This window comes from Rhizobium sp. AN68 (assembly GCF_030758035.1).
Lineage (GTDB): Bacteria > Pseudomonadota > Alphaproteobacteria > Rhizobiales > Rhizobiaceae > Agrobacterium > Agrobacterium tumefaciens.
Genome location: NZ_JARWMI010000003.1, coordinates 634,002 through 654,982, shown reverse-complemented (window position 1 = coordinate 654,982; position 20,981 = coordinate 634,002). Strand labels below are relative to the sequence as shown.

Annotated in this window: 20 protein-coding genes and 2 pseudogenes; 14 read left to right on the top strand and 8 right to left on the bottom strand. The window is 60.7% G+C overall.

Features of this window, described 5'->3' with window-relative positions; genetic code table 11:
• The first annotated feature begins 6 nt into the window (after positions 1 to 6).
• A complete protein-coding gene (gene ribB / locus RBH71_RS16170) occupies positions 7 to 1,107 on the top strand; it encodes a 3,4-dihydroxy-2-butanone-4-phosphate synthase (protein WP_003511757.1) in 1,101 nt (366 codons plus the stop codon).
• Between the two features lie 168 nt (positions 1,108 to 1,275).
• Here ribB and RBH71_RS16165 read toward each other — a convergent pair.
• A pseudogene (locus RBH71_RS16165) lies at positions 1,276 to 2,468 on the bottom strand (winged helix-turn-helix domain-containing protein).
• A 115-nt stretch (positions 2,469 to 2,583) separates the two neighbouring features.
• Between RBH71_RS16165 and RBH71_RS16160 the strand changes: the two are divergent.
• The 7 genes and pseudogenes from RBH71_RS16160 to dxs all read left to right on the top strand — a co-directional run bounded on the left by RBH71_RS16160 (position 2,584) and on the right by dxs (position 8,723).
• Positions 2,584 to 3,264 (top strand): energy-coupling factor ABC transporter ATP-binding protein, encoded by a 681-nt coding sequence (locus RBH71_RS16160; protein ID WP_003511755.1) that lies wholly within the window; start codon positions 2,584 to 2,586, stop codon positions 3,262 to 3,264.
• The gene (locus RBH71_RS16155) at positions 3,261 to 3,866 is read left to right on the top strand and encodes an energy-coupling factor transporter transmembrane component T family protein (protein WP_003511754.1); all 606 of its coding nucleotides are present in this window, start codon (positions 3,261 to 3,263) and stop codon (positions 3,864 to 3,866) included. Before RBH71_RS16160 ends, RBH71_RS16155 begins: the two co-directional genes overlap by 4 nt.
• A gap of 31 nt (positions 3,867 to 3,897) precedes the next feature.
• Complete coding sequence (locus RBH71_RS16150; protein WP_003511752.1) at positions 3,898 to 4,461, top strand: biotin transporter BioY; 564 nt, start codon at positions 3,898 to 3,900, stop codon at positions 4,459 to 4,461.
• A gap of 26 nt (positions 4,462 to 4,487) precedes the next feature.
• A pseudogene (locus RBH71_RS16145) lies at positions 4,488 to 5,422 on the top strand (histone deacetylase family protein).
• Between the two features lie 2 nt (positions 5,423 to 5,424).
• Positions 5,425 to 5,679: an exodeoxyribonuclease VII small subunit gene (locus tag RBH71_RS16140; RefSeq protein WP_003503059.1), complete on the top strand. Its 255-nt coding sequence runs from the start codon at positions 5,425 to 5,427 to the stop codon at positions 5,677 to 5,679.
• Between the two features lie 102 nt (positions 5,680 to 5,781).
• Entirely contained in the window at positions 5,782 to 6,705 is a 924-nt protein-coding gene (locus RBH71_RS16135) for a pirin family protein (protein WP_323687417.1), read from the top strand.
• A gap of 98 nt (positions 6,706 to 6,803) precedes the next feature.
• On the top strand, positions 6,804 to 8,723 hold the full coding sequence (gene dxs, locus RBH71_RS16130) for a 1-deoxy-D-xylulose-5-phosphate synthase (protein WP_003511745.1): 1,920 nt from the start codon (positions 6,804 to 6,806) through the stop codon (positions 8,721 to 8,723).
• A gap of 41 nt (positions 8,724 to 8,764) precedes the next feature.
• On the opposite strand, the gene RBH71_RS16125 is transcribed toward dxs, so the two are convergent.
• The gene (locus RBH71_RS16125; protein WP_003511743.1) at positions 8,765 to 9,127 is read right to left on the bottom strand and encodes a nuclear transport factor 2 family protein; all 363 of its coding nucleotides are present in this window, start codon (positions 9,125 to 9,127) and stop codon (positions 8,765 to 8,767) included.
• 107 nt (positions 9,128 to 9,234) lie between these two features.
• On the opposite strand from RBH71_RS16125, the gene RBH71_RS16120 reads away from it, so the two are divergent.
• Positions 9,235 to 10,029 carry a helix-turn-helix domain-containing protein gene (locus RBH71_RS16120; protein ID WP_003511741.1) on the top strand — a complete coding sequence of 265 codons (795 nt, stop codon included), beginning with the start codon at positions 9,235 to 9,237 and terminating at the stop codon, positions 10,027 to 10,029.
• Positions 10,030 to 10,035: 6 nt separating this feature from the next.
• Positions 10,036 to 10,389, top strand: coding sequence for a putative quinol monooxygenase (locus RBH71_RS16115; RefSeq protein WP_003511740.1), 354 nt, complete (start codon positions 10,036 to 10,038; stop codon positions 10,387 to 10,389).
• Here RBH71_RS16115 and RBH71_RS16110 read toward each other — a convergent pair.
• Positions 10,370 to 11,332: a nucleoside recognition domain-containing protein gene (locus RBH71_RS16110; protein ID WP_003511739.1), complete on the bottom strand. Its 963-nt coding sequence runs from the start codon at positions 11,330 to 11,332 to the stop codon at positions 10,370 to 10,372. The genes RBH71_RS16115 and RBH71_RS16110 overlap by 20 nt on opposite strands.
• A gap of 119 nt (positions 11,333 to 11,451) precedes the next feature.
• On the opposite strand from RBH71_RS16110, the gene RBH71_RS16105 reads away from it, so the two are divergent.
• Positions 11,452 to 11,907: an Lrp/AsnC family transcriptional regulator gene (locus RBH71_RS16105; protein ID WP_003511738.1), complete on the top strand. Its 456-nt coding sequence runs from the start codon at positions 11,452 to 11,454 to the stop codon at positions 11,905 to 11,907.
• Between the two features lie 62 nt (positions 11,908 to 11,969).
• Here the strand turns inward: RBH71_RS16105 and RBH71_RS16100 are convergent, their stop codons facing one another.
• Positions 11,970 to 12,353: an ACT domain-containing protein gene (locus RBH71_RS16100; protein ID WP_003511736.1), complete on the bottom strand. Its 384-nt coding sequence runs from the start codon at positions 12,351 to 12,353 to the stop codon at positions 11,970 to 11,972.
• 125 nt (positions 12,354 to 12,478) lie between these two features.
• The gene (locus RBH71_RS16095; RefSeq protein ID WP_003511735.1) at positions 12,479 to 14,500 is read right to left on the bottom strand and encodes a methyl-accepting chemotaxis protein; all 2,022 of its coding nucleotides are present in this window, start codon (positions 14,498 to 14,500) and stop codon (positions 12,479 to 12,481) included.
• A 277-nt stretch (positions 14,501 to 14,777) separates the two neighbouring features.
• On the opposite strand from RBH71_RS16095, the gene RBH71_RS16090 reads away from it, so the two are divergent.
• The gene (locus RBH71_RS16090) at positions 14,778 to 15,530 is read left to right on the top strand and encodes a TlyA family RNA methyltransferase (RefSeq protein WP_003511732.1); all 753 of its coding nucleotides are present in this window, start codon (positions 14,778 to 14,780) and stop codon (positions 15,528 to 15,530) included.
• The gene (locus RBH71_RS16085) at positions 15,527 to 16,777 is read left to right on the top strand and encodes a class I SAM-dependent RNA methyltransferase (protein WP_003511729.1); all 1,251 of its coding nucleotides are present in this window, start codon (positions 15,527 to 15,529) and stop codon (positions 16,775 to 16,777) included. The genes RBH71_RS16090 and RBH71_RS16085 overlap by 4 nt, the downstream gene beginning before the upstream one ends.
• Here the strand turns inward: RBH71_RS16085 and RBH71_RS16080 are convergent, their stop codons facing one another.
• The 3 genes from RBH71_RS16080 to RBH71_RS16070 form a co-directional block, all read right to left on the bottom strand.
• Entirely contained in the window at positions 16,778 to 17,092 is a 315-nt protein-coding gene (locus tag RBH71_RS16080; RefSeq protein ID WP_003511727.1) for a hypothetical protein, read from the bottom strand. It abuts the gene before it with no gap.
• 90 nt (positions 17,093 to 17,182) lie between these two features.
• Positions 17,183 to 17,941, bottom strand: coding sequence for a crotonase/enoyl-CoA hydratase family protein (locus RBH71_RS16075; protein WP_003511725.1), 759 nt, complete (start codon positions 17,939 to 17,941; stop codon positions 17,183 to 17,185).
• 10 nt (positions 17,942 to 17,951) lie between these two features.
• Positions 17,952 to 19,736 (bottom strand): acyl-CoA dehydrogenase, encoded by a 1,785-nt coding sequence (locus tag RBH71_RS16070; protein ID WP_003511723.1) that lies wholly within the window; start codon positions 19,734 to 19,736, stop codon positions 17,952 to 17,954.
• 223 nt (positions 19,737 to 19,959) lie between these two features.
• Here RBH71_RS16070 and RBH71_RS16065 point away from each other — a divergent pair, with 223 nt between their 5' ends.
• Positions 19,960 to 20,955, top strand: a complete 996-nt coding sequence (locus RBH71_RS16065; RefSeq protein ID WP_003511722.1) for a transporter — start codon at positions 19,960 to 19,962, stop codon at positions 20,953 to 20,955.
• Positions 20,956 to 20,981 lie beyond the last annotated feature (26 nt).

Here is a 20,981-nt window from a genome sequence, read left to right as displayed (position 1 = left end):
TCCGAAATGGCCTATGATCAGAAACGTGTCGTCGACGCTATCCGCGCTTTCGAAGCAGGCGAGATCGTTGTCGTGACCGACGACGACGACCGTGAAAACGAAGGCGATCTGATTATTTCGGCGGTTCATTGCACGCCGGAAAAAATGGCGCTGATCGTGCGCCACACATCCGGCATCGTTTGCGCGCCCATGCCGCGTGACGAGGCAAAGAGGCTGAACCTCAACGCCATGGTGGCGGAAAACGACAGCGCCCACACGACCGCCTTCACCGTCAGCGTCGATTTCAAGCATGGCACCACGACCGGTATTTCCGCGGATGACCGCACCTTGACGGTGCGCAATCTCGCCAACCCGAATGTCGGCGCGTCGGATTTCACCCGGCCAGGCCACATTTTCCCGCTGATTTCCCGCGAAGGCGGCGTGCTGATGCGTTCCGGCCATACCGAAGCGGCGGTCGATCTCTGCCGGCTCGCCGGCCTGCCGCCCATCGGCGTCATCAGCGAGCTGGTCAATGACGATGGCACCGTGATGCGCGGGCCGCAGGTCCTGGATTTCGCCGAAAAACACGGCATGAAGCATGTTTCGGTCGCCGATCTGATCGCCTATCGCCAGCGCAAGGAAACGCTGGTGGAGATGGAATCCTCCTTCACCATCCAAACCCCGTTCGGACCGGCCAAGGCGCATACCTATTCCCTGCCATGGGACCGGATGCAGCATATGGCGGTGATTTTCGGCGATATCCGCGATGGCGTCGATATTCCCGTGCGCCTGCACCCTGAAAACGTTGCTGACGACGTGTTCGGCGACCGCCAGCCGGTGCAGCACTATATGCAGAAGATCGCCGAAGAAGGCCGCGGCGTCATCGTCTATCTACGCGAAGGTTCTGTCGGCGTCGGCCAGGTGGACGGACGGCGCAAGGCGCGTGATCCCGACGAAGCGCACGCACAGGCCCGCTCCCGCGAAAATGAGTGGCTGGAAATCGGCCTCGGCGCGCAGATTCTCAAAGACCTCGGCATCAGCTCGATCAAGCTGATGACGACCCGCGAGCGCCACTATGTCGGGCTGGAAGGCTTCGGGATCAAGATTTCGGCAACGGATATCGGGTGAATTAGGGACGTCGCGAGGGCGCTTCGATTTGGCGTCCTCTCCTCCCGTCCGGCGTCATCCTCTGTCTTGTGCCGAGGATCTTCAGACGCATCCTATACATTTTCCGTTGCAGATGCTCGGGATGGGCCCGAGCATGAAGGAAGAAACAGTCGCCGGCTCAAGGCGCAATTACACATCCCGCCACCCCTCCAGATAATTCACACTCTCCACCCCCGTAAACTTAGCAAGCCGCGACAATTCCGCGTCTAGTTTCTCGAGCCTTCCTGCTGAGGCGCGCACGCCCGGTTCCAGCCACAGGCGGCGCACATCCAGCGTGCCGCGCTTGCGGTCTGCCTTCATGTCGATACGGCCGATCAGCCGGTCGCCTTCCAGAAGCGGGAAGACGTAATAGCCATATTGCCGTTTCGGCTCGGGTACGAAGACCTCGATACGGTAATAGAAGCCAAACAGCCGCTCCGTGCGGTTGCGGTCGCGCAACAGCGGATCGAAGGGGCTCAGCACACGAACGCGGGACGACGGTTCCGGCAGGTTGGCGACATCGGCGCTGAAATCCGCAAAGGCATAGGACGGACGGGCAGCACCGCCATCGCTTGCGAGAAGCGAGACCTCGCACAGTTCGTCACGGCGGCTCTTGACCCAGCCCTCGCCTCCTGCGGGGTAACGAGATCAAAAAAGGCGGCGATTTCGCCATGGGTGGCAAAACCCAGACGGGTGAGCGCCTGCCGGCAGGCCCAGTCGACGAATTGCGTATGCTCCACTTCGCTTTCGTGGTGCTCGCCGGGAATGACCCGCTCCGCCAGATCATAGACCTTCTGGAAATTCACGCGGCCGGATATGGCAAGCTTGCCGGTGTGCCACAGATATTCGAGTGCGGTCTTGGAAGGATGCCAGTTCCACCAGCCGCCGGACTGATGCCCCTCCTCCTTCAACTCACGCGCCAGAACAGGACCCGTGGCGGCGATGCGCTCTAGCGTCTCGGCGAAAGCCGCATCGAACCCCTCACCATGCCATTTGCGCCAGCGCTCCTGAATGATCGGCTCGCGGCGGCGGAAGCGGTGCTTCCAATAGGGGTAAAATTCGGTCGGCACGATGGAGGCATCATGCGTCCAGTGCTCGAACAGCGCGCGGTCCTTTTCCAGCAGTGCTGTCAGATGTTCGCGCCTGTAGGTCTGGTTTCGGGAGAATATTATCTGGTGATGGGCGCGCTCCACCGTGCCGATACTGTCCACCTGCACGAATCCGATATCGGTAATGAGCTGCAACAGGCCATCCTTGGAAAGCGCCTTTCCGGGCGGAGAGCAAAGCCCCTGCCGCGCCAGAAAAATCCGCCTTGCCGCTTCGTTTGAAACCTTGATCGTCATAAAGCAGAAGGTATGACGGCTTTTTCAGGATTGCAATGTTCTTTTTTTGTTCTTTGTTTCACTTCTGTTGATGACACTATATAGAACCGGAAAGCGATAGAGGGATGCATCAATCTTGGAAATCCGTTTCGACACCGCAGGCGTCGCCTTCGAGGGCAGGCAGGCTTTACTGCCCGTGTCCCTGACATTGACTGAACGGCGTATCGGCGTCATTGGCCTCAACGGCTCGGGCAAGACCACCTTTGCGCGGCTGATCAATGGTCTGACAAAGCCGACGCGCGGCAAGGTGTCGGTGAACGGTCTCGACACCGTCAAAGATGCGAGAGCGGTATTGCAGGCAGTCGGTTTCATCTTCCAGAATCCGCAGAACCAGATCATCCTGCCGATCATACGCGACGATGTCGCCTTCGGCCTCAAGCGACTCGGTATCGGCAAGACGGAGACAGAAACGCGGGTCAAGGCCGTGCTTGCCCGGCTCGGTATCGCTCATCTGGAAGAACGGCGCGCGCACGAGCTTTCCGGCGGCGAATTGCAGCTGGCGGCGCTGGCCGCCCTGCTGGTCACTGAACCGCAAATCCTCATTCTCGATGAACCGACCAATCAGCTCGACCTCAAAAACCGCGCGACCGTTGAAAAGACAATGGCTGCGCTGTCGCAGGCGCTTGTCGTCATCACCCATGATCTGCCGCTGCTTTCCGGCTTCGATCGCGTACTGGTTTTTCACGAAGGCGAGCTGGTTGCAGACGCCAACCCCGAAGAGGCGGTGGCACGTTATCTGGAGGTTGCGTCGCGATGAAGTCGCTTCATGTCGAAGGCACGGGCTGGCTCTACCGCGTCTCTCCACGCCTCAAGCTCGTGACGCTGATGGTTTTCAGCATTGCGCTGTTTCTCACCCGCGATCTGCTTTTGCTGGGATGCGCCGTCGTTGTCGCCGCCGCCATTCTGCGCGAGACGCGGCTGCAATTCCGCGAGATCGGCCTGCGGCTACGCCCGGTGATGCTGACCATTCTCCTCGTTGCCGCCTTCAGCCATCTGCTGCTTCCGGTACACGATGCGAGTGTCAATCTTTTGCGGCTGACTGCACTGGCGCTTCTCGCCACCGCCGTCACCATCACCGTCAGCATTTCGCAATTCATGGACGAAATCGCGCTTGCCGCCGCCCCGCTGGAAAGGCTGGGGCTGGTCAAGGCGGCCGATATCGGGCTCGCGGTCGGGCTCGTCGTGCGGTTCGTGCCGGAGATCGTCAATCGTTACCATGCGGTGCGCGATGCGCACCGCGCGCGCGGCCTCCCCGTTCGGCTGGCCACGATCATCGTGCCGCTCGTCATTATGACGTTGAAGGATGCGGATGCCATTGCCGACGCCATTGACGCGCGCGGTTTCAGAGGCCAAAGCTGACGGCAAAACAACCATCCGGAGTTCCCGAGCCATGACGACCCGCGACCTTGTGCTGATCTCGCTGTTTTCCGCCATCATCATCGCACTCGGACTTTTGCCGCCGATCACGCTTGGTTTCATTCCGGTGCCCATCACCGCGCAGTCGCTTGGCGTCATGCTGGCCGGTGTCGTGCTGGGGGCGAAACGCGGCACGCTCGCGGTTCTTCTGACCATCCTCATCGCCGCAATCGGCCTGCCAGTCCTCTCAGGCGGACGCGGCGGCCTTTCCATCTTCACCACGCCGACCACGGGCTTCCTGATCGGCTGGATTGCTGCCGCTTTCGTCACCGGCATGCTCTCGGAAAAACTCGTCAATCGCGGCCAGTCGGCTCTGACGCAGGGTATCGGTTTCTTCATCGCCAGCCTCGCCGGCGGCGTGGTCGTGCTTTATGCCTTCGGCATCTCCTATCTGGCGCTGGTGGTCGGGCTCGGGTTTGAAAAGGCGTTCATGGGTTCGCTCGCCTTCATTCCCGGCGATGCGTTGAAGGCCGTGCTTGCCGCCCTTGCCGGCCGCGCTGTGATGGTCGGTTATCCGCTTTTGCCGCAGCGCGCTTGATCAGCTTATTTCGGGAGGATTAGAGAATGGCGACCCGTCTTTACGAACATCCGATCTTCCTTGAACACATCACGCCGGAAGGCCATCCCGAGCGGCCGGATCGGCTGCGATCTCTGAACATTGCGCTCGAACATCCGAATTTCGAGCGACTGGTCCGCAAGCAAGCACCGCAGGCCAACGAGGATGCCGTGCTTCTGGCGCATCCGGAGGAGCATCTGCTGTCCGTCATGCGCCAGATTCCGAGGAAGATGGCGAGATCAACCGCGTCGAGGCCGACACCTATGTCTCGCCGAAAAGCCTGCAGGCGGCGCTGACCGGTATAGGCGCTGCGATGGTGGCGGTAGATGACGTGTTTACGGGTGCCGCCGACAACGTCTTCGTTGCGTCCCGCCCGCCCGGCCACCATGCGGAAACCGCAAAGGCTATGGGGTTCTGTCTCTTCAACAATGCAGCAATCGCCGCACGTCACGCCCAGAAGGTGCACGGCGCAGAGCGCGTCGCCATCATCGACTGGGACGTGCATCACGGCAACGGTACGCAGGATATCTTCTGGAACGACACGTCAGTGCTGTTCTGTTCCACCCACCAGATGCCGCTTTACCCGTGGAGCGGCGATAAAAACGAAACCGGCGTGAAGAACAATGTCGTCAACGCGCCACTTTCCCCCAATACCGGCAGCGAGTATTTTCGCGAGGCGTTCAAATCCCGCGTCCTGCCGGCGATCGCCGATTTTTCGCCCGATCTCATCATCATCTCCGCCGGTTTCGACGCGCATCACCGCGATCCGCTGGCGCAGATCAATCTGGTGGGCGAGGATTTCGACTGGGCGACGGGGCGGCTGCTGGAAATGGCGGACAAATACGCCTCGAACCGGGTCGTCAGCCTGCTTGAAGGCGGTTATGATCTGGAAGGGCTGGCGGAATCGGCGGCCATGCATATTTTGAGAATGATGAAGGGTTGAAAATGACGGAAAATGCCAACACAGCCGATGTCAGCGGTTATTCCTTCGAAAAGGCCGTCGCCGAGCTGGAAAGCATTGTTGCACGCCTGGAGCGCGGAGACGTGGCGCTGGACGAGTCGATCGCCATCTACGAGCGCGGCGAAGCCCTGAAAAAACATTGCGAGACGCTGTTGAACGCCGCCGAAAAGCGTATCGAGAAAATCCGTCTCGACCGCGCCGGAAAACCACAGGGCGTGGAGCCGCTGGACGGGGAATAAACACGTCCTGTTGAACGGGGGCGACACAGCGTTCAACATTACGGCGCTCCCACGTCGTATCGTTCGTGGTAAGCTTGCGTGTAACGACACGAGGAGCTTCGGATGTCCTTCTTTCCCGGCAACGATCCTGTCGCGGGTGATGCTTTCGCCTGCGACGCCATCGAAAACCTCATCATTCCGCGCACCAGCGATATTGGCGGCTTCGCCGTGCGGCGTGCGCTGCCGACGCGGCAGCGGCGGCTGGTCGGCCCATTCATCTTTTTCGACCGCATGGGTCCGGCCATCCTGAAGGCGGGCGAGGCGCTGGATGTCAAGCCGCATCCGCATATCGGGCTTTCCACCGTTACCTATCTGTTTGACGGCGAAATCAAGCATCGCGACAGCCTCGGCACCGAACTGGTCATCCGGCCCGGCGACATCAACCTGATGACGGCGGGGCGCGGAATCGTGCATTCGGAGCGCACGCCCGAAAACCTGCGCGGCCATCCGCTTTCCATGTCCGGCCTGCAGACCTGGCTTGCCCTCCCCGATCATATGGAGGAAATCGCCCCGGCCTTTTCCCATACCGCCCGGGAAGACATGCCTCTGATCGATATCAAGGGCGCATCCGGTCGGGTCGTCATCGGTGATTTCGAAGGCCTCACTTCCCCCGTTTCGGCTTTTACCGACACGCTTTACGTTGACCTGACGCTGGAACCGGGTGTGAAATTCCCGTTCTCCGCCGACCATGAGGAACGGGCGATCTACATTCTTTCCGGCTCTCTGGATGTCGCGGGTGACGTTTTTGCCGCCGACCAGTTGCTCGTCTTCCGGCCCGGCGACGACATCACATTGCAGAGCGGCAGCGGCGGCTGTCACATCATGATCTTCGGCGGTGCGGCACTCAACCAGCGCCGTTACATCTGGTGGAACTTCGTTTCGTCATCAAAAGAACGCATAGAGCAGGCCAAACAGGAGTGGAGAGCCGGACGCTTCGATATCGTTCCCGGCGACGAAGAAGAGTTTGTCCCTTTGCCGGAGGGTTGAAATTCTATAGAAGTGAACGACATGCAGGGCTCAACTGCCGGCTTTCCATATGAAAGACGCACTGGTGCCCACCGCTGACACGAGAAAAGGCCGAACGATTGACCGGAATGCCACAGACCCCATTGCTTGACCGGGTGAATTTTCCATCCGATCTCAAGGAGATCGACGATCGCGACCTGCCGGAACTGGCAAGGGAGTTGCGCGACGAGATGATCGACGCGGTGTCGAGCACCGGCGGGCATCTGGGTGCCGGTCTGGGCGTGGTGGAGCTGACGATTGCCATCCATAAGGTGTTCAACACGCCTGAAGACCGGCTGATCTTCGATGTCGGCCACCAATGTTATCCGCACAAGATCCTGACCGGCCGTCGCGAGCGCATCCGCACGCTGCGCCAGGAAGGCGGCCTTTCCGGTTTCACGCGTAGGGCCGAGAGCGAATATGACGATTTCGGCGCCGGCCATTCCTCCACCTCCATTTCCGCCGGTCTCGGCATGGCGGTGGCTGCGGGGCTGGATCAGAGCGACCGCAAGGTTATCGCCGTCATCGGTGATGGCTCCATGTCTGCGGGCATGGCGTTTGAGGCGCTCAACAATGCCGGTGCGCTCGACGCGCGGCTGATCGTCATCCTCAACGACAACGACATGTCGATTGCGCCGCCGACGGGCGCGATGAGCGCTTATCTCGCGCGGCTGGCCTCCGGCCGCACCTATATGGGCTTTCGCGATTTCGGCAAGAAACTCACCGCCTATCTCGGCAAGACCATCGACCGCGCCATTACCCGCGCCGTGACCCATGCGCGCGGTTACGTAACCGGCGGCACGCTGTTCGAGGAGCTTGGCTTCTATCACATCGGCCCGATCGACGGTCATTCCTTCGATCACCTGCTGCCTGTGCTGCGCAATGTGCGCGACAACCAGAAAGGCCCTGTTCTCATCCATGTGGTGACGCAGAAGGGCAAGGGTTATGCGCCGGCGGAAGCGGCAGCGGACAAATATCACGGCGTCAACAAGTTCGATGTCATTACCGGCGCGCAGGCGAAAGCCAAGCCGAATGCGCCGAGCTATACCAGCGTGTTTGCCGAAGCGCTTATCCAGGAAGCGACCCTCGACGACAAGATCATCGGCGTCACCGCCGCCATGCCTAATGGTACCGGGCTGGACAAGATGGCCGAGCTTTTCCCGGCCCGCACCTTCGATGTCGGCATTGCCGAGCAGCACGCCGTCACCTTCGCGGCGGGGCTTGCGGCGGATGGCTACAAGCCGTTCTGCGCGCTTTATTCCACCTTCCTGCAACGCGGTTACGACCAGCTGGTGCATGATGTGGCGATCCAGAGCTTGCCCGTGCGCTTCCCCATCGACCGCGCCGGTTTCGTCGGCGCAGACGGACCGACTCATGCCGGCTCTTTCGACACCACATTCCTTGCCACCCTGCCCGGCATGGTGGTTATGGCGGCGTCCGACGAGGCCGAGCTGAAACATATGGTTCGCACAGCCGCAGCCTATGATGAAGGCCCGATTTCCTTCCGTTATCCGCGCGGCGAAGGCGTGGGTGTCGAGATGCCCGCGCGCGGTGAGATTTTGCAGATCGGCAAGGGCCGCATCATCAAGGAAGGCACGAAGGTTGCACTTCTTTCCTTCGGTACGCGCCTTGCGGAGTGCCTGGCGGCTGCCGAAGACCTCGATGCGGCCGGACTTTCGACCACGGTTGCCGATGCGCGCTTCGCCAAGCCGCTCGACCTCGACCTCATCCGCCAGCTTGCCGCTCATCATGAGGTTCTGGTGACAATCGAGGAAGGCTCTGTCGGCGGTTTCGGTGCACATGTGCTGCATTTCATGGCAAGCGCAGGCTTGCTCGACCACGGCCCGAAGGTTCGGACCCTGACGCTGCCCGACCATTGGGTGGAGCAGGCCAAGCCGGAGACCATGTATGCCAATGCCGGCCTCGACCGCGCCGGCATCGTTTCCACCGTGTTCAATGCGCTCGGCCAGCGTCAGGCCGGCGTCGGTTTCGCCGGCTGACAGAATTACCGGGACAGAAGGCGGGACGACCCGCCTCTGCCTCAGGATGCGGCGCCATCGAGAAAACCGACGACATTTTCAATCTGCCCCTCGGCATTTAGGCTGACGACATCGGTTCCGCCGGCAACATCTTCTCCGTCAGGCGAAATGAGACGCCATGAAAAACGGGTGAAGTTGCCGTGGCCATCCGGGGTGCCTGTGAGCACAAAGCGATATCCCGGAAATTTCTGCCGCGCCGCCTCGATCATCGCGGCAATCCCCTGCTGCCCCTCACCCTGCATCAAAGGATCTGTATAGCACGCCATTTCAGCCCAGCCTTGGCTGACGAGGCGCTGGCGGCGTTCATCGTTCTCCTCGTTCCAGACAGCGAGGTAGGTTTCGGCGATTGCAAGATGTTGCGTCATGATTGCGCTCCTTTTGGTTGACGGCCTGAGCATGCCGGGGGCTGTGACGCAGAACAATTACCTGCGAGGTAATCGCATTGCCGATATCTTCTGCTAGGCTGCGGGGCATGACACATCATCAAGAACATGTCGGCCAGGTGCTTAAGGAATGGCGGGCGCGCCGCAGATTGAGCCAGCTCGATCTGGCGTCCGATGCCGAGATATCGGCGCGCCATCTGAGTTTTGTGGAAAGCGGGCGATCTTCGCCCAGCCGTGAAATGCTGGCGAGGCTGGCAGAGCAGCTTTCCATGCCAGCCCGCGCCGCCAACCGGCTGATGCTGGCGGCAGGCTATGCGCCGATCCATTCCGAACGATCACTGGATGCGCCTGATATGACGGCCGTTCGTAAGGCCGTCGAAACCGTGGTGCAGGGCCACATGCCCTTCCCGGCACTTGCCGTCGACCGCCATTGGAATCTGGTTCTTGCAAATGATGCGATCAAATCGCTTCTCGCCGGCATATCCGAAGACCTGCTTCACCCGCCCCTCAATGTATTGCGGCTGAGCCTGCATCCTGATGGCTTGAGTTCACGCATCGTCAATCTTGCCGAATGGCGGCATCACCTGCTGGATCGCCTACGCCGCCAAGTCGAAGAGACCGGAGACGAGACGCTTTCCCGGCTGCATGCGGAACTTTCCGCCTATCCCGCGCCCGCAGCTCCACGGCATTCCGCCGGGGCCGATCCGCTGGCGATACCGCTCGAACTACGCGATCCGTTGTCCGGGGGCGTGCTGCGCTTCATTTCGACCACCACGGTTTTCGGAACCGCCACGGATGTGACGTTGTCCGAGCTGGTGCTGGAATGTTTCTACCCGGCCGACGCCGAGACCCGCGCCGCCCTGATGAACGGTACAAAGGAGTAACTATCCATGCACACCACCTATCTCATCGGCTTCAAGGTCCGTGCCGATCAGCGCGAACGTTTTCTAGGATTGCTGAATGATCTGCTCGACGCCATGCGACACGAGAACACCTTTGTGAACGCAACCCTGCATCGGGACGGCGAAAACGAAAACCACTTCCTGCTGCATGAGACCTGGAGCGACCATCAGGATGTCCTCGACGTGCAGGTTCATCGTCCCTATCGGCAGGCTTGGCACGATGCCTTGCCCGAGCTTCTAGATGCCCCGCGCGACATTTCCGTCTGGCACCCCATGCGGGCTGATCATGCCGGCCCCGCGGCGAAACCTGGCGTGTCTTCGTCTACGTACCCTGTGGCCTGAACATCCGTGCAAAGAACACTTCGTCGGACAGGCGATGCAGCAAGGCTGCAATAGCGGCGGTTGCCACAATGGCGAAAACGAGCCGTCCGACCAGAACGCCGTAGACATCTGCACCCAGCGACATCACGACAATGGTGTCCTCAATGACGCTATGCGCAAACCCCATGAACACGCATGACAGAAAGACCTGACGCGGCGATATCGCTCCCGATTGCGCCTCGCGGATCAGAAGACCGGCGCCATAGGAGATACCGAGGAACAATCCGATGGCGGTGAGATGTTCGGCCTCGCCGCGAATGCCGGCAAGACGCAGCACGGGCGAAAGCGCTTTCATCATCAAGGCCAGGACGCCGGTCAGCCTGAGGATTTCAAGGCCAAAGGACAGGACCAGAAGGATGACGAGCATCGAAAGCATGGTTTCGCCAAGGCCCCAAAAATAGTCCGCCCAGTCGGGTGTGGCGCCCATGGCAGTCCAGACCGGGTTCACCGGGGCCGACAGCCACCCTGTCACCTCCAGAAAATGGTGCAGGAGAAAGGCATAGAGCAATCCGCCCCCGATACGCAGCAGCGTCGTTGCGATCACGCCGGGACCGGCCTTTTCAATGATCTTCTGCTCAATGGGCAGCCCATGCGCGAACAGGATGAGGGCCGAGAAAACCGTGACATCCGCCACGCTGAGCGAGGATACCGGAACCAGCGTGAAGACCAGCGGCACCGCGCCCCATATTCCCACCAGCATTCCCGTCAACCAGGCCAGCCCCAGCTCCGGCGGAAGCCCGATCAGGTTCATGACCGGCGCAAAGACCGGGGCCACGGCCTCGATCGCGCCCATTCTCGACAACAGTTCGGTGAGGATCGCAATCGGAACGGTGATCCGGACAAGCACCCAATAGATTTCAAGCGTTTCCCGCGTTTTACGCCAGACCGGCATCAGCAATGGCATCTGAAACTCCTTAAAGATTGTCTCAATCCACTAGCTCGAGCCGGTTCGCATTTGTGGTCAAAGATTGCAGCTTTGTGCAATTTTATTGCAAGTTGACCATTAGAGATTATGCTGCGGCAATGGACCGTATCGACCGCAAACTTTTAAACCTCATGCAGCGTGACGCATCGCGCACCAATGTGGACATGGCCGAGGAGGTGGGGCTGTCGCCATCCAGCTGCCTGCGCCGTCTGCAGCGGCTGCGCAAATCGGGCGTGATCGACCGCATTGTCGCGATCCTCAATCCCGCCAGAGCCGGACGGGCAATCAAGGCGCTGGTGACGGTGGAGCTGAAATTGCACGGCGAGCAGCATATGCGCCGTTTTCTCGACCTGGCGAGCGCCGAGGACGCGGTTTCGCACACCTATTCCGTTACCGGAGCCACCGATGTCGTTCTGATGCTGCGCTTGCGCGACATGGAGGAGTTCGACGCGCTATGCGACAGGCTGTTCCGCGACCAGAACAATGTCGCACGCTTCTTCACCATGGTCGTCATACGAACGGCGAAAGAGGAAACAGCCATTCGGCTCGATTGAATTCTTCCATTTCACTCGTCAAAACGCTCCTCCTTGGAGAAGTCGTCGTGGCAAATGGGTCTCTAGATGAGCGAATGCCCTGCATTTTTCAGCAGAACGAAAGCTTTTTCCAGATCGTTCGATTTCACAAGCAGGTGGTCGCCATCGAAAGTCGAAACCACGAATATACCGATCTCATTGGTCGAGAGCGGCTCGATAACGGACAAGACGATGCCCGTTTCATCGAAGGCAAATGGCCCCTGTAGCTTTAGACAGGACCAACCCGTATCAGATCTGACATGCCCAGGTATACGATCTTCCCGGCAGACGATGGAAAGCTCATCATCGGTCCGGGTGATACTGACGAAGCCACCGCCATCGGCCCAGGCCGGAATGGCTTCAGATGCCTCAAGTCGGGCCACCCCATATGCACCATCCAGAACTTTCAACTTGATCCTAGGTGCCATCTCGAAATCACCTTTGTTGGGAAACTGCGACAGAACGCGTGGTTGAGTGCTCGCGCCGTAAATCTAGCAACAAAAAGGGGCTTCACAGCCCCCTGATTCACGCTTGATGATCGTGACCGTCAGGCTCAGAACTCCGTCCAGTCCTGATCCTTGGCAGCCGGCGCTTCTGCTTTGCCGCCAAAGGCGCGGGCAAGGCTTTGGCCAAGGGCGCGGGCGGGTGACGCGACCGGCCTTGCGGTTGTGGAGGCAGGCTTCACTGCGGCTTTTCTGACTGGTGCGGCGGGTGCGGACTGGTAGACAGGCTTCACCGAGGACTGGCGAGGAGCAGAATATCCGCCGGCGCCGGCAACGGCACCTCGAACGCCGCCCACCTTGAACTGGCCGAGCAGGCTATTGAGCGCTTCCGCTTCACGGGCGAGCGAATGGCTGGCAGCGGTCTGCTGCTCAACCATTGCGGCATTCTGCTGCGTGCCCTGATCCATGGTGTTCACGGCCGTGTTGATTTCTTGCAGACCAGTCGCCTGTTCGCGGGCAGCGACGACGATGGCGCTGACATGGGTGTTGATCTCCTCGACTTCCGCCACGATGAGTTCGAGCGCCTTGCCGGTCTCGTCGACGAGGTTGACGCCGTTTTCCACCTGCTGGCTGGAAGCGCCGATCAGCGTCTTGATTTCCTTTGCGGCATTGGCGGAACGCTGGGCGAGTTCACGCACTTCCTGCGCGACGACGGCAAACCCCTTGCCCGCATCACCCGCACGGGCGGCTTCGACGCCTGCGTTCAGCGCAAGCAGGTTGGTCTGGAAAGCGATATCGTCGATGACGCCGATGATATTGCCGATTTCGCCTGATGATTTTTCGATCTCGCGCATGGCGGCAACCGCCTTGCGGACCACGATGCCGGATTTTTCCGCTCCGCTGCGGGCGCGCTGAACCAGATTGCCAGCGTCCTCAGCACCCCTTGCGCTATCACGCACCGTGGTGGTGACTTCTTCCAGTGCTGCGGCGGTTTCCTCAATGGAAGCAGCCTGCTGTTCGGTGCGGCGCGACAGGTCGTCGGCAGCAGAGAGCATTTCCGAAGCCCCGGCATTGATTGCAGCGGCATTCTCGCCAACTGCGCGCATGGCCTGCTGCAGCTTTTCGACAGCGCTGTTGAAGTCGATACGGATGGGGTCGATGTAGGAGGCGAACGGCGTTTCGATACGGTAGGCGAGATCGCCTTCCGCCAGAGCCGCAAGACCCTTGCCAAGCTCATCACGCGCAAGGGCGTTAGCGGCTTCGTCCTGGGCCTTCTCTTCTTCGTTGCGGCGGCGCTCGGTCTCGGTTGCGGAGCGCATGCGCTCGGTTTCGCTGGCAAGGCGGGATTTTTCCAGCCCAGCTTCCTTGAAGACGAGAACGGCTTTCGCCATTTTGCCGACTTCATCCTTGCGGTCGAGAGCCGGAACTTCCGTGGTCATATCGCCGTCGGCAAGCCTGCTCATAGCCGCCGTCATACCGACGATCGGCGTGACGATGGAGCGCGACAGGGCCCAGATGAGGGCCACGGCCAAAAGACCGGCAACCGCGCCGCCACCCAGAAGTGCGAGCTTGAGGTTGAGTGCGGCAGCATCCTGCTGTGCGGCGTAGCTTGCCGACAAGCCATTCAGCTGGTCCTTGATCTTGGCGGCGGAGGCGCGGAAACCGTCGAGCTGACCCTTGGCCTGATTGCGACCGATCTCGATGATTTCGGAAATCGGTGCTTCGGTCGTCTTGCGGGCGGCAAGCTGCGGTTCCGCCAGTTCCTTGAAGAACACGGTTGCGGATGCCTGCATGTCATCGATGGATTTCAGAATGTCCGGCTGGCCGGCGGCAAGCGCACGGGCTTCACCGAGCTTCTTCAGCATTAGATCGCGCTGGGCGAAAACATCGTTGTAGGTGCTGTCGCTACGAAACAGCAGAAAGCCGCGCTGGTTGACGGCCTGTTCCAGCATCGCGGCCGTCGCACCGTCAACCGCATGCAGGATTTTGTTGGCCTTGTTGTTCTGGACCGTGACGTGCTCGCTCCCCAGCGTCTGCCAGAAGACCACCGCCGAGGCGAGCAGGCAAACGCCCATCAATACGCAGAAGGTGACAATGAGCTTAATGTTGATGGGGAAATTTTTTAGCGACATCGCAAACTCTCTCGGCGACCTGATGCCACGGAGCAAGCGTCTGCGCTGCAACGGTCGCAATTTTGGGAATGGGAGGAGATGCCGTCATGGCAGGTTCCGACTGGCCGCACGGGCCTTGCAGACAAAGTGCAATACAAGCCTTTATATTGGATTAATCGCATATGCTGTTTAACGACCACGAAACGACCCTGCGCTGCGGCAAATGGTGCCGTTGCGAAGCCTTGCGCGCGATAAATAGCTTGCATCTGCGGGGTTTGGCGGTCATTGACACGGGACCATGTCCAAAACACCTGAAAATGAACGGCTTGACCAGCTTCTTGTTTCGCTCGGCCACTTTGCCAGCCGCTCGCGTGCGCGCGATGCGATTGCGCGCGGCACCGTGAGCGTCAACGGGAAAACGGCCACGAAGCCCAGCCAAACCGTTGCCGGAAACGTCAAGATCGCCATTACCGATCCGGCGCAGGCCTATGTTTCCCGCGCCGCCCTCAAGCTCACCGCCGCGCTCGATCACTTCGGGCTCGATCCGAAGGGCCTTGATTGCCTCGACGTCGGCGCCTCCACCGGCGGCTTCACCGAGGTATTGCTCCATCGCGGCGCAAAACACGTCACCTCCATCGATGTCGGCCACGGGCAGATGCATCCACGGATCGAGAACGATCCGCGCGTGACCAATCTGGAAGGGCTGAATGCGCGCTTCCTGACAACCGACGACATTGATGACCGGTCCGTGGACTTCATCGTCTCCGACGTGTCCTTCATCTCCATAAAGCTCGCCCTTGCCCCGGCACTCGCACTTGCCGCCTCCGGCGCGCACGCGGTTCTGCTGGTCAAGCCGCAATTCGAGGCAGGCCGTGATGCCATCAGCAAGGCCGGGCTGTTGAAAGAGCCGGAAACGGCGCCTGCCGTTGCTGCCGAACTGGAACGCTGGCTCGTTGAAGACATGGGCTGGAAGAGCCTCGGCCTCATCCCCTCGCCGATTTCCGGCGGCGATGGCAATATCGAATTTCTTCTCGGAGGCGAAAAGCCATGAGCACGCAGACCGTCAGCATCAAGAGCCTTGGCGCCCAGGGCGACGGCATTGCGCACTGTCCCGACGGCCCGGTCTATGTGCCCTTCGCCCTGCCCGGCGAAACGGTGGCGATCGCCAAGGTCAAGGATACCGGCACCATCATCTCGATTGCGGAAGCCTCCGCGGATCGCCGCGAACCCGTGTGCCGCCACTTCGGCCCCGAGGGCGTTAACGGCACCTGCGGCGGCTGTTCGCTGCAGCACTTTGCCGACCAGCCCTACCACGCCTTCAAGCGGGAGCTGGTGGTTTCGGCGCTGAGATCGAAAGGCCTGACGCCGCCAGTAGACGATCTCGTCATCTGTCGCCCCGGCGAGCGCCGCCGCGCGGTGTTTGCCGCCCGCAAGACGGAAAAAGGCCTACTGCTCGGCTTCAACCAGGCAAACAGCCATCACATCGTCGCCATCGAGGAATGTCCCGTCACCTCGCCTGGTATCGTCGCGCGGCTGGACGCCGTGCGCGCAATCGGCCTTTCCCTTGCGTCGAATGCCGAACCGTTCCGCATGACCGTTCTTGAAACGCTTTCGGGCCTCGACATTTCCGTCGACGGCATCAAATCCGTCGGCGACAAACAGCGGCGCACATTGACGGAAACGGTGCTGGCAATGCGTGGCATCGCCCGTGTCGCGCTATCAGGCGAAATCCTGATCGAACCGCAAAAGCCGATCATTGAATTCGGCGGCATTCCGGTTTCCCCACCGGCCGGCGGTTTCACGCAGGCAACCAAACAGGCCGAAGACGCCATGGCGGAACTGGTGCTTGCCCATGTTGGCAAATCCAAACGCATCGCCGATCTCTTCTGCGGTTCCGGCACGTTTGCGCTGCGGCTTGCGCGCGTCGGCCGCGTGCATGCGGTTGAGGCAGAGGACAAGCCGCTGAAAGCGCTCGATTTCGCCGCGCGCAACACGCAGGGCCTGAAACCCGTCAGCATCGAAAAGCGTGATCTTTTCCGCCGGCCGTTGATGACGAGCGAAATGAAGAATTACGATGCCGTTGTGTTCGATCCGCCGCGCGCCGGTGCGGAAGTCCAGTGCAAGGAACTTGCGCGCAGCGCGGTGAAGAAAATCGTAGCCGTCAGCTGCAATCCGCTGACGCTTGCGCGCGACCTCGCCATTCTGGTGGAGGGCGGCTATCGCGTCACGCGCGTCACGCCGGTCGACCAGTTCTTGTGGTCGCCGCATGTGGAAGCGGTGGCGACGCTGGAGAAATAATCACCAGGCGGTGTCAACAGTGCCGTTGCCGACCACGCCCGAGCAACGGCAGGCGCCGCCAACGCGGCCCTGCTCGATGGGGCAGACATAGGGCCGACGACGATTGGCGCTGTCCGGTGGAGTGATGACGCAAACGAAACGCGCGCGGCGCTGGCGATCGCGGGAATTGCCGGAGTAATAATTCGGGCTGTCGTCTTGCGTGGACTGCGCCAGAATGACGTTATTGCTCGAACCCGGCAAAGGCACGGTCGCCGCTGCCTCTGCGACAGTCGCAGCGGAGAGGAGGACGGTCAGGGCGAAAACAAAGTGACGCATGGCGGGTGGCCTTCGAAGGATGACGTTGCGTTATCTAACCCAAGCCATATTACCCGGTTGCTTAACAGCAAGGAATTCCTGCCGGAACGCTTAACGCCGCATGAATGCCTCGAAAGCGGCCCGCGCCTCGGCACTCTGCAATTGCGCGGTGAAATGGCGGGCTTCCTCATCGATGCGGGCCAGCACATCTGCCGGATTGCCGCGCACGAGATCGCGGGCAATCTTCAGCGCCTGCTGCGGCTTGGCGGCAAGCCGCGTGGCAAGCGCCAGCGTTTCGCTTTCGACATGTTCCGGCGCCACGACTTTCCAGATCATTCCGGCCTGCAAGGCCTGTTCGGCGGTAAAACCTTCGCCCATGGCCAGCAGGGCAAAGGCGCGCTGATGGCCGATGAGCTTTGGCGCAAGCAGGCTGGACGCAGCTTCCGGCACCAGCGCCAGATCAACAAACGGCGTCTTGAACAGGCTGCGGTTGGAGGCAACGGTCAGATCGCAATGCAGGTTCAGCGTCGTGCCGATGCCGATGGCCAACCCATCGACGCCCGAAACCAGCGGCTTTTCGAAGGTTGCCAGCGCCTTCAGAAGATCGAGCACCGCGAGCTTGCCCTTTGCGCCAGACATGGCGAAGGCAAGAAAATCGGCCATGTCATTGCCGGCGGAAAAGCAGCCTTCCGTACCCAGAAACGCGACGACACGGATATCCGGGTCTGCATTGGCGGCCTTCAGAGCCTCTGCCATGCGCAGATACATTGCATCGGTGATGGCGTTTTTCTTTTCCGGCCGGTTAAAGCGGATGGTCAGAACGTCAGGCGCATGACTGACCCGCTCGACGAGAATATGGTCGTCCGACATGGTTTTCTCCTTAACCCAGCACGGCGCGGGCGGCGGCAAGGCTTGCTGCACCGGCAATGACGCGATCCCTCAGCGCTGCCGTTTCCGCCAGCAGGTTTTCCGCCGCAAACCGGCAGAGCGATGCGCGATGCGCTCCCCTGCCGTCATCCACCTGGGCCAGGGCGCCCTTGGCAAGATAGGCTCCGGTGAGCGCCAGCCCGAAGAGGCGCTGATAGGGCGTGGCACCGGCCAGCGCGGTTTCGGTTTCCCCCGCTTTCCGGCGTTCCAGCAACCAGTCGGTCGCCGTTTCGAGATCGGTGAGACTCGTTTCGAGATAACGGGCAGTCTCGCCGAGATCGGTGCGGTTCGAGGCAGCAGTTCGGGCGACGATTTCACGCAATTCTGCGATGAAACCGCGCACCTGTGCGCCATCGGAAAGCGGCAGCTTGCGCACCACCAGGTCGATCGCCTGAATGCCGTTGGTGCCTTCGTAGATCGGCGCGATGCGGGCATCGCGCAGGTAACGCGCCGCACCGGTTTCCTCGATGAAGCCCATGCCGCCATGCACCTGAATGCCCATGGAAGCGACATCGACACCGGCATCGGTGGAGAAGGACTTGGCGATTGGCGTTAAAAGAGCTGCGCGCTCCTGCCAGTGGGCGCGTTCAGCCACGTCTTCGGCGGCATGCGCCATATCGATGGCGTGGGCGCAGTTGAAGGAGATGGCGCGCGCACCTTGCGTCAGCGCTTTCATCGTCAACAGTGTGCGGGCGATATCGGGATGCTCGATGATCGGGCTCATGCCCGAACCCTGCCAGCCGGGCGCCTTGCCCTGCGTGCGTTCCCTGGCGTATTCGATTGCCTTCTGTGTCGCCGCCTCGCAGATCGCCACGCCCTGCATGCCAACGGCAAGGCGGGCGTTGTTCATCATGGTGAACATGCAGGCGAGACCCTTGTTCTCCTCGCCGATCAGCCAGCCCAGGGCACCCTTCTCTTCGCCAAACTTTCCGTCCCCGAAGATCATCGTGCAGGTGGGCGAGCCGTGAATGCCGAGCTTGTGCTCCAGCGAATGGCAGAAGACGTCGTTGCGACTGCCCGGCGTGCCATCGTCTTCGGGCAGGAATTTCGGCACGAGGAACAGCGAAATTCCGCGCGTGCCGGCCGGCGCATCCGGCAGGCGGGCAAGAACGAGGTGGATTATATTGTCCGCGGCGTCATGTTCGCCCCAGGTGATGAAAATCTTCTGCCCGAAAATGCGGTAGGTGCCGTCACCATTACGCTCGGCACGGGTTTTCAGCACGCCAAGGTCCGATCCCGCATGCGGTTCGGTGAGGTTCATCGTGCCGGTCCATTCGCCGGAGACGAGTTTGGGAAGATAGATGCGCTTCAGGTCGTTGCTACCGTGGGCAACGAGAGCTTCCACCGCGCCCATGGTGAGCGTCGGCGCAAGCGCGAAAGCCATGGAACCGGAATTCCACATTTCGAGCGCGGCGACATTCAGCATATGCGGCAGGTTCTGGCCGCCGAATTCTTCCGGTGCGGTGAGGCTGTTCCAGCCGGCCGCAGCCCAGCGCCGGTAAAGATCGGCCCAACCGTCCGGCGTTGAGACCTTGCCGTCGCTCAGCCGCGCGCCCTGTCGGTCGCCTATATCGGCAAGCGGCGCGACCTGCTCGGTGGCGAAACGGCCGGCCTCCTGTAATATGGCATCGACCACATCTTCACCGAGGTCTCCCAGAGCACCTCTGGACAACGCGTCTTGCAGACCCGCCACATGTTTGAGTGTAAAGGCGATATCATCCACCGGCGCGGTATACATGCTGCCTCCTCCCGAAGCTCTTGCCTATCGTGCTGTTGCTTTCGGGCTAAATGATTTTTACGTAAACGTCAATTTGAAAATTCCCGCCTTTTAAGCGGGATTGTTATAAAACTGTCATATGAATTTGCTCAGCATGCGCTGACAGGTGCCGTGCCACCGCTGCCGTTTCCGTCTTGGGGCGACGGACGCCTCCCCTCCCATTCCGCCGGTCAGGACTGCCACGATGGATCTCATAACGCCCGCTATCCCCGGCCTTGTCTGGGCCTATCAATTCCACCCCGGAACGGCGCCATGCCGGCGGCTTGCGCCCGATGCGGGCTTTGGCGAGATGGCGCAATGCGAGGGCTTCTTCTGGCTGCACCTCAATCTTGCGGATCAGCGGGTGGCGGGCTTTCTCGAAACGATCGATGGTCTCGATCCGGCAGCGCTGGCAAGCCTCACCACCCATGAAACCCATCCGTCCATCACGGTGGATGAAAAGTCACTTTATGGGACGCTGGTCGATTTCCAGCGCGAGTTCGATCAGGAAACGCGTGATTTCGGTTGGCTGCATTTCGCGGTCAGCGACCGTTTTATCATCACCACCCGGCTGCAACCGTTGCGCTCAGTGGACCGGCTGAAAGCGGCAGTCGACAAGAATTCCAACCGCTACCTCACGCCGGCCCATGTCTTCGAAGGCCTCGTCGCGGAATTCCAGCGTTCGCTGATCAGCCTGGTGATGGAAACGACCGAAGAGCTGAACGCCATCGAGGACCTGGTCTATGACAGCGAAAACCGCGACGAGCGGCGGCGGCTTGCGCCGCTCAGGCGCACGGTCGTTCGCCTCCACCGGCATCTGCGCACGGTGCTCACCCTGATGCGGCGGGCGTCTGCCGCCGATGAGGACGAGATGCCTGACGGTTTCGAGGATGTCGCCTCGCGGCTGATGGGCCGCCTCGAGGCCGTCGATCACGATGTCTACGCCCTTCAGGAACGCGCAAGGCTGCTGCACGAGGAAATCGATTCCAAGCTCTCGTCCGAAACCAACCGGCATCTTTATATCCTGTCGCTGATGACGGCATTCCTGCTGCCGCCATCGCTGGTCACCGGCTTCTTCGGCATGAACACGGATGAGTTGCCATTTACGGTCGGCACCGGCGGCACGATGGCGGCCAGCATCTTCATCGTGATTTCGGTTATGCTTGCCTGGTTCGTGCTGAAGCGGGCGCGCATTCTGTGAAAACAAAAAGCCGCCCGTATCCGGGC

Excerpts from the sequence above, each read along its gene's own strand:
- RBH71_RS16090 (WP_003511732.1), top strand. The coding sequence starts at position 14,778 with ATGTCCAAAACACCTGAAAATGAACGGCTTGACCAGCTTCTTGTTTCG.
- RBH71_RS16140 (WP_003503059.1), top strand. The coding sequence starts at position 5,425 with ATGACGGAAAATGCCAACACAGCCGATGTCAGCGGTTATTCCTTCGAA.
- RBH71_RS16150 (WP_003511752.1), top strand. The coding sequence starts at position 3,898 with ATGACGACCCGCGACCTTGTGCTGATCTCGCTGTTTTCCGCCATCATC.
- RBH71_RS16125 (WP_003511743.1), bottom strand. The coding sequence starts at position 9,127 with ATGACGCAACATCTTGCAATCGCCGAAACCTACCTCGCTGTCTGGAAC.
- RBH71_RS16085 (WP_003511729.1), top strand. The coding sequence starts at position 15,527 with ATGAGCACGCAGACCGTCAGCATCAAGAGCCTTGGCGCCCAGGGCGAC.
- RBH71_RS16100 (WP_003511736.1), bottom strand. The coding sequence starts at position 12,353 with ATGGCACCTAGGATCAAGTTGAAAGTTCTGGATGGTGCATATGGGGTG.
- RBH71_RS16155 (WP_003511754.1), top strand. The coding sequence starts at position 3,261 with ATGAAGTCGCTTCATGTCGAAGGCACGGGCTGGCTCTACCGCGTCTCT.
- RBH71_RS16105 (WP_003511738.1), top strand. The coding sequence starts at position 11,452 with ATGGACCGTATCGACCGCAAACTTTTAAACCTCATGCAGCGTGACGCA.
- RBH71_RS16110 (WP_003511739.1), bottom strand. The coding sequence starts at position 11,332 with ATGCCATTGCTGATGCCGGTCTGGCGTAAAACGCGGGAAACGCTTGAA.
- RBH71_RS16120 (WP_003511741.1), top strand. The coding sequence starts at position 9,235 with ATGACACATCATCAAGAACATGTCGGCCAGGTGCTTAAGGAATGGCGG.
- RBH71_RS16065 (WP_003511722.1), top strand. The coding sequence starts at position 19,960 with ATGGATCTCATAACGCCCGCTATCCCCGGCCTTGTCTGGGCCTATCAA.
- ribB (WP_003511757.1), top strand. The coding sequence starts at position 7 with ATGGCCTATGATCAGAAACGTGTCGTCGACGCTATCCGCGCTTTCGAA.
- RBH71_RS16075 (WP_003511725.1), bottom strand. The coding sequence starts at position 17,941 with ATGTCGGACGACCATATTCTCGTCGAGCGGGTCAGTCATGCGCCTGAC.
- RBH71_RS16115 (WP_003511740.1), top strand. The coding sequence starts at position 10,036 with ATGCACACCACCTATCTCATCGGCTTCAAGGTCCGTGCCGATCAGCGC.
- RBH71_RS16135 (WP_323687417.1), top strand. The coding sequence starts at position 5,782 with ATGTCCTTCTTTCCCGGCAACGATCCTGTCGCGGGTGATGCTTTCGCC.
- RBH71_RS16070 (WP_003511723.1), bottom strand. The coding sequence starts at position 19,736 with ATGTATACCGCGCCGGTGGATGATATCGCCTTTACACTCAAACATGTG.
- RBH71_RS16080 (WP_003511727.1), bottom strand. The coding sequence starts at position 17,092 with ATGCGTCACTTTGTTTTCGCCCTGACCGTCCTCCTCTCCGCTGCGACT.
- RBH71_RS16095 (WP_003511735.1), bottom strand. The coding sequence starts at position 14,500 with ATGTCGCTAAAAAATTTCCCCATCAACATTAAGCTCATTGTCACCTTC.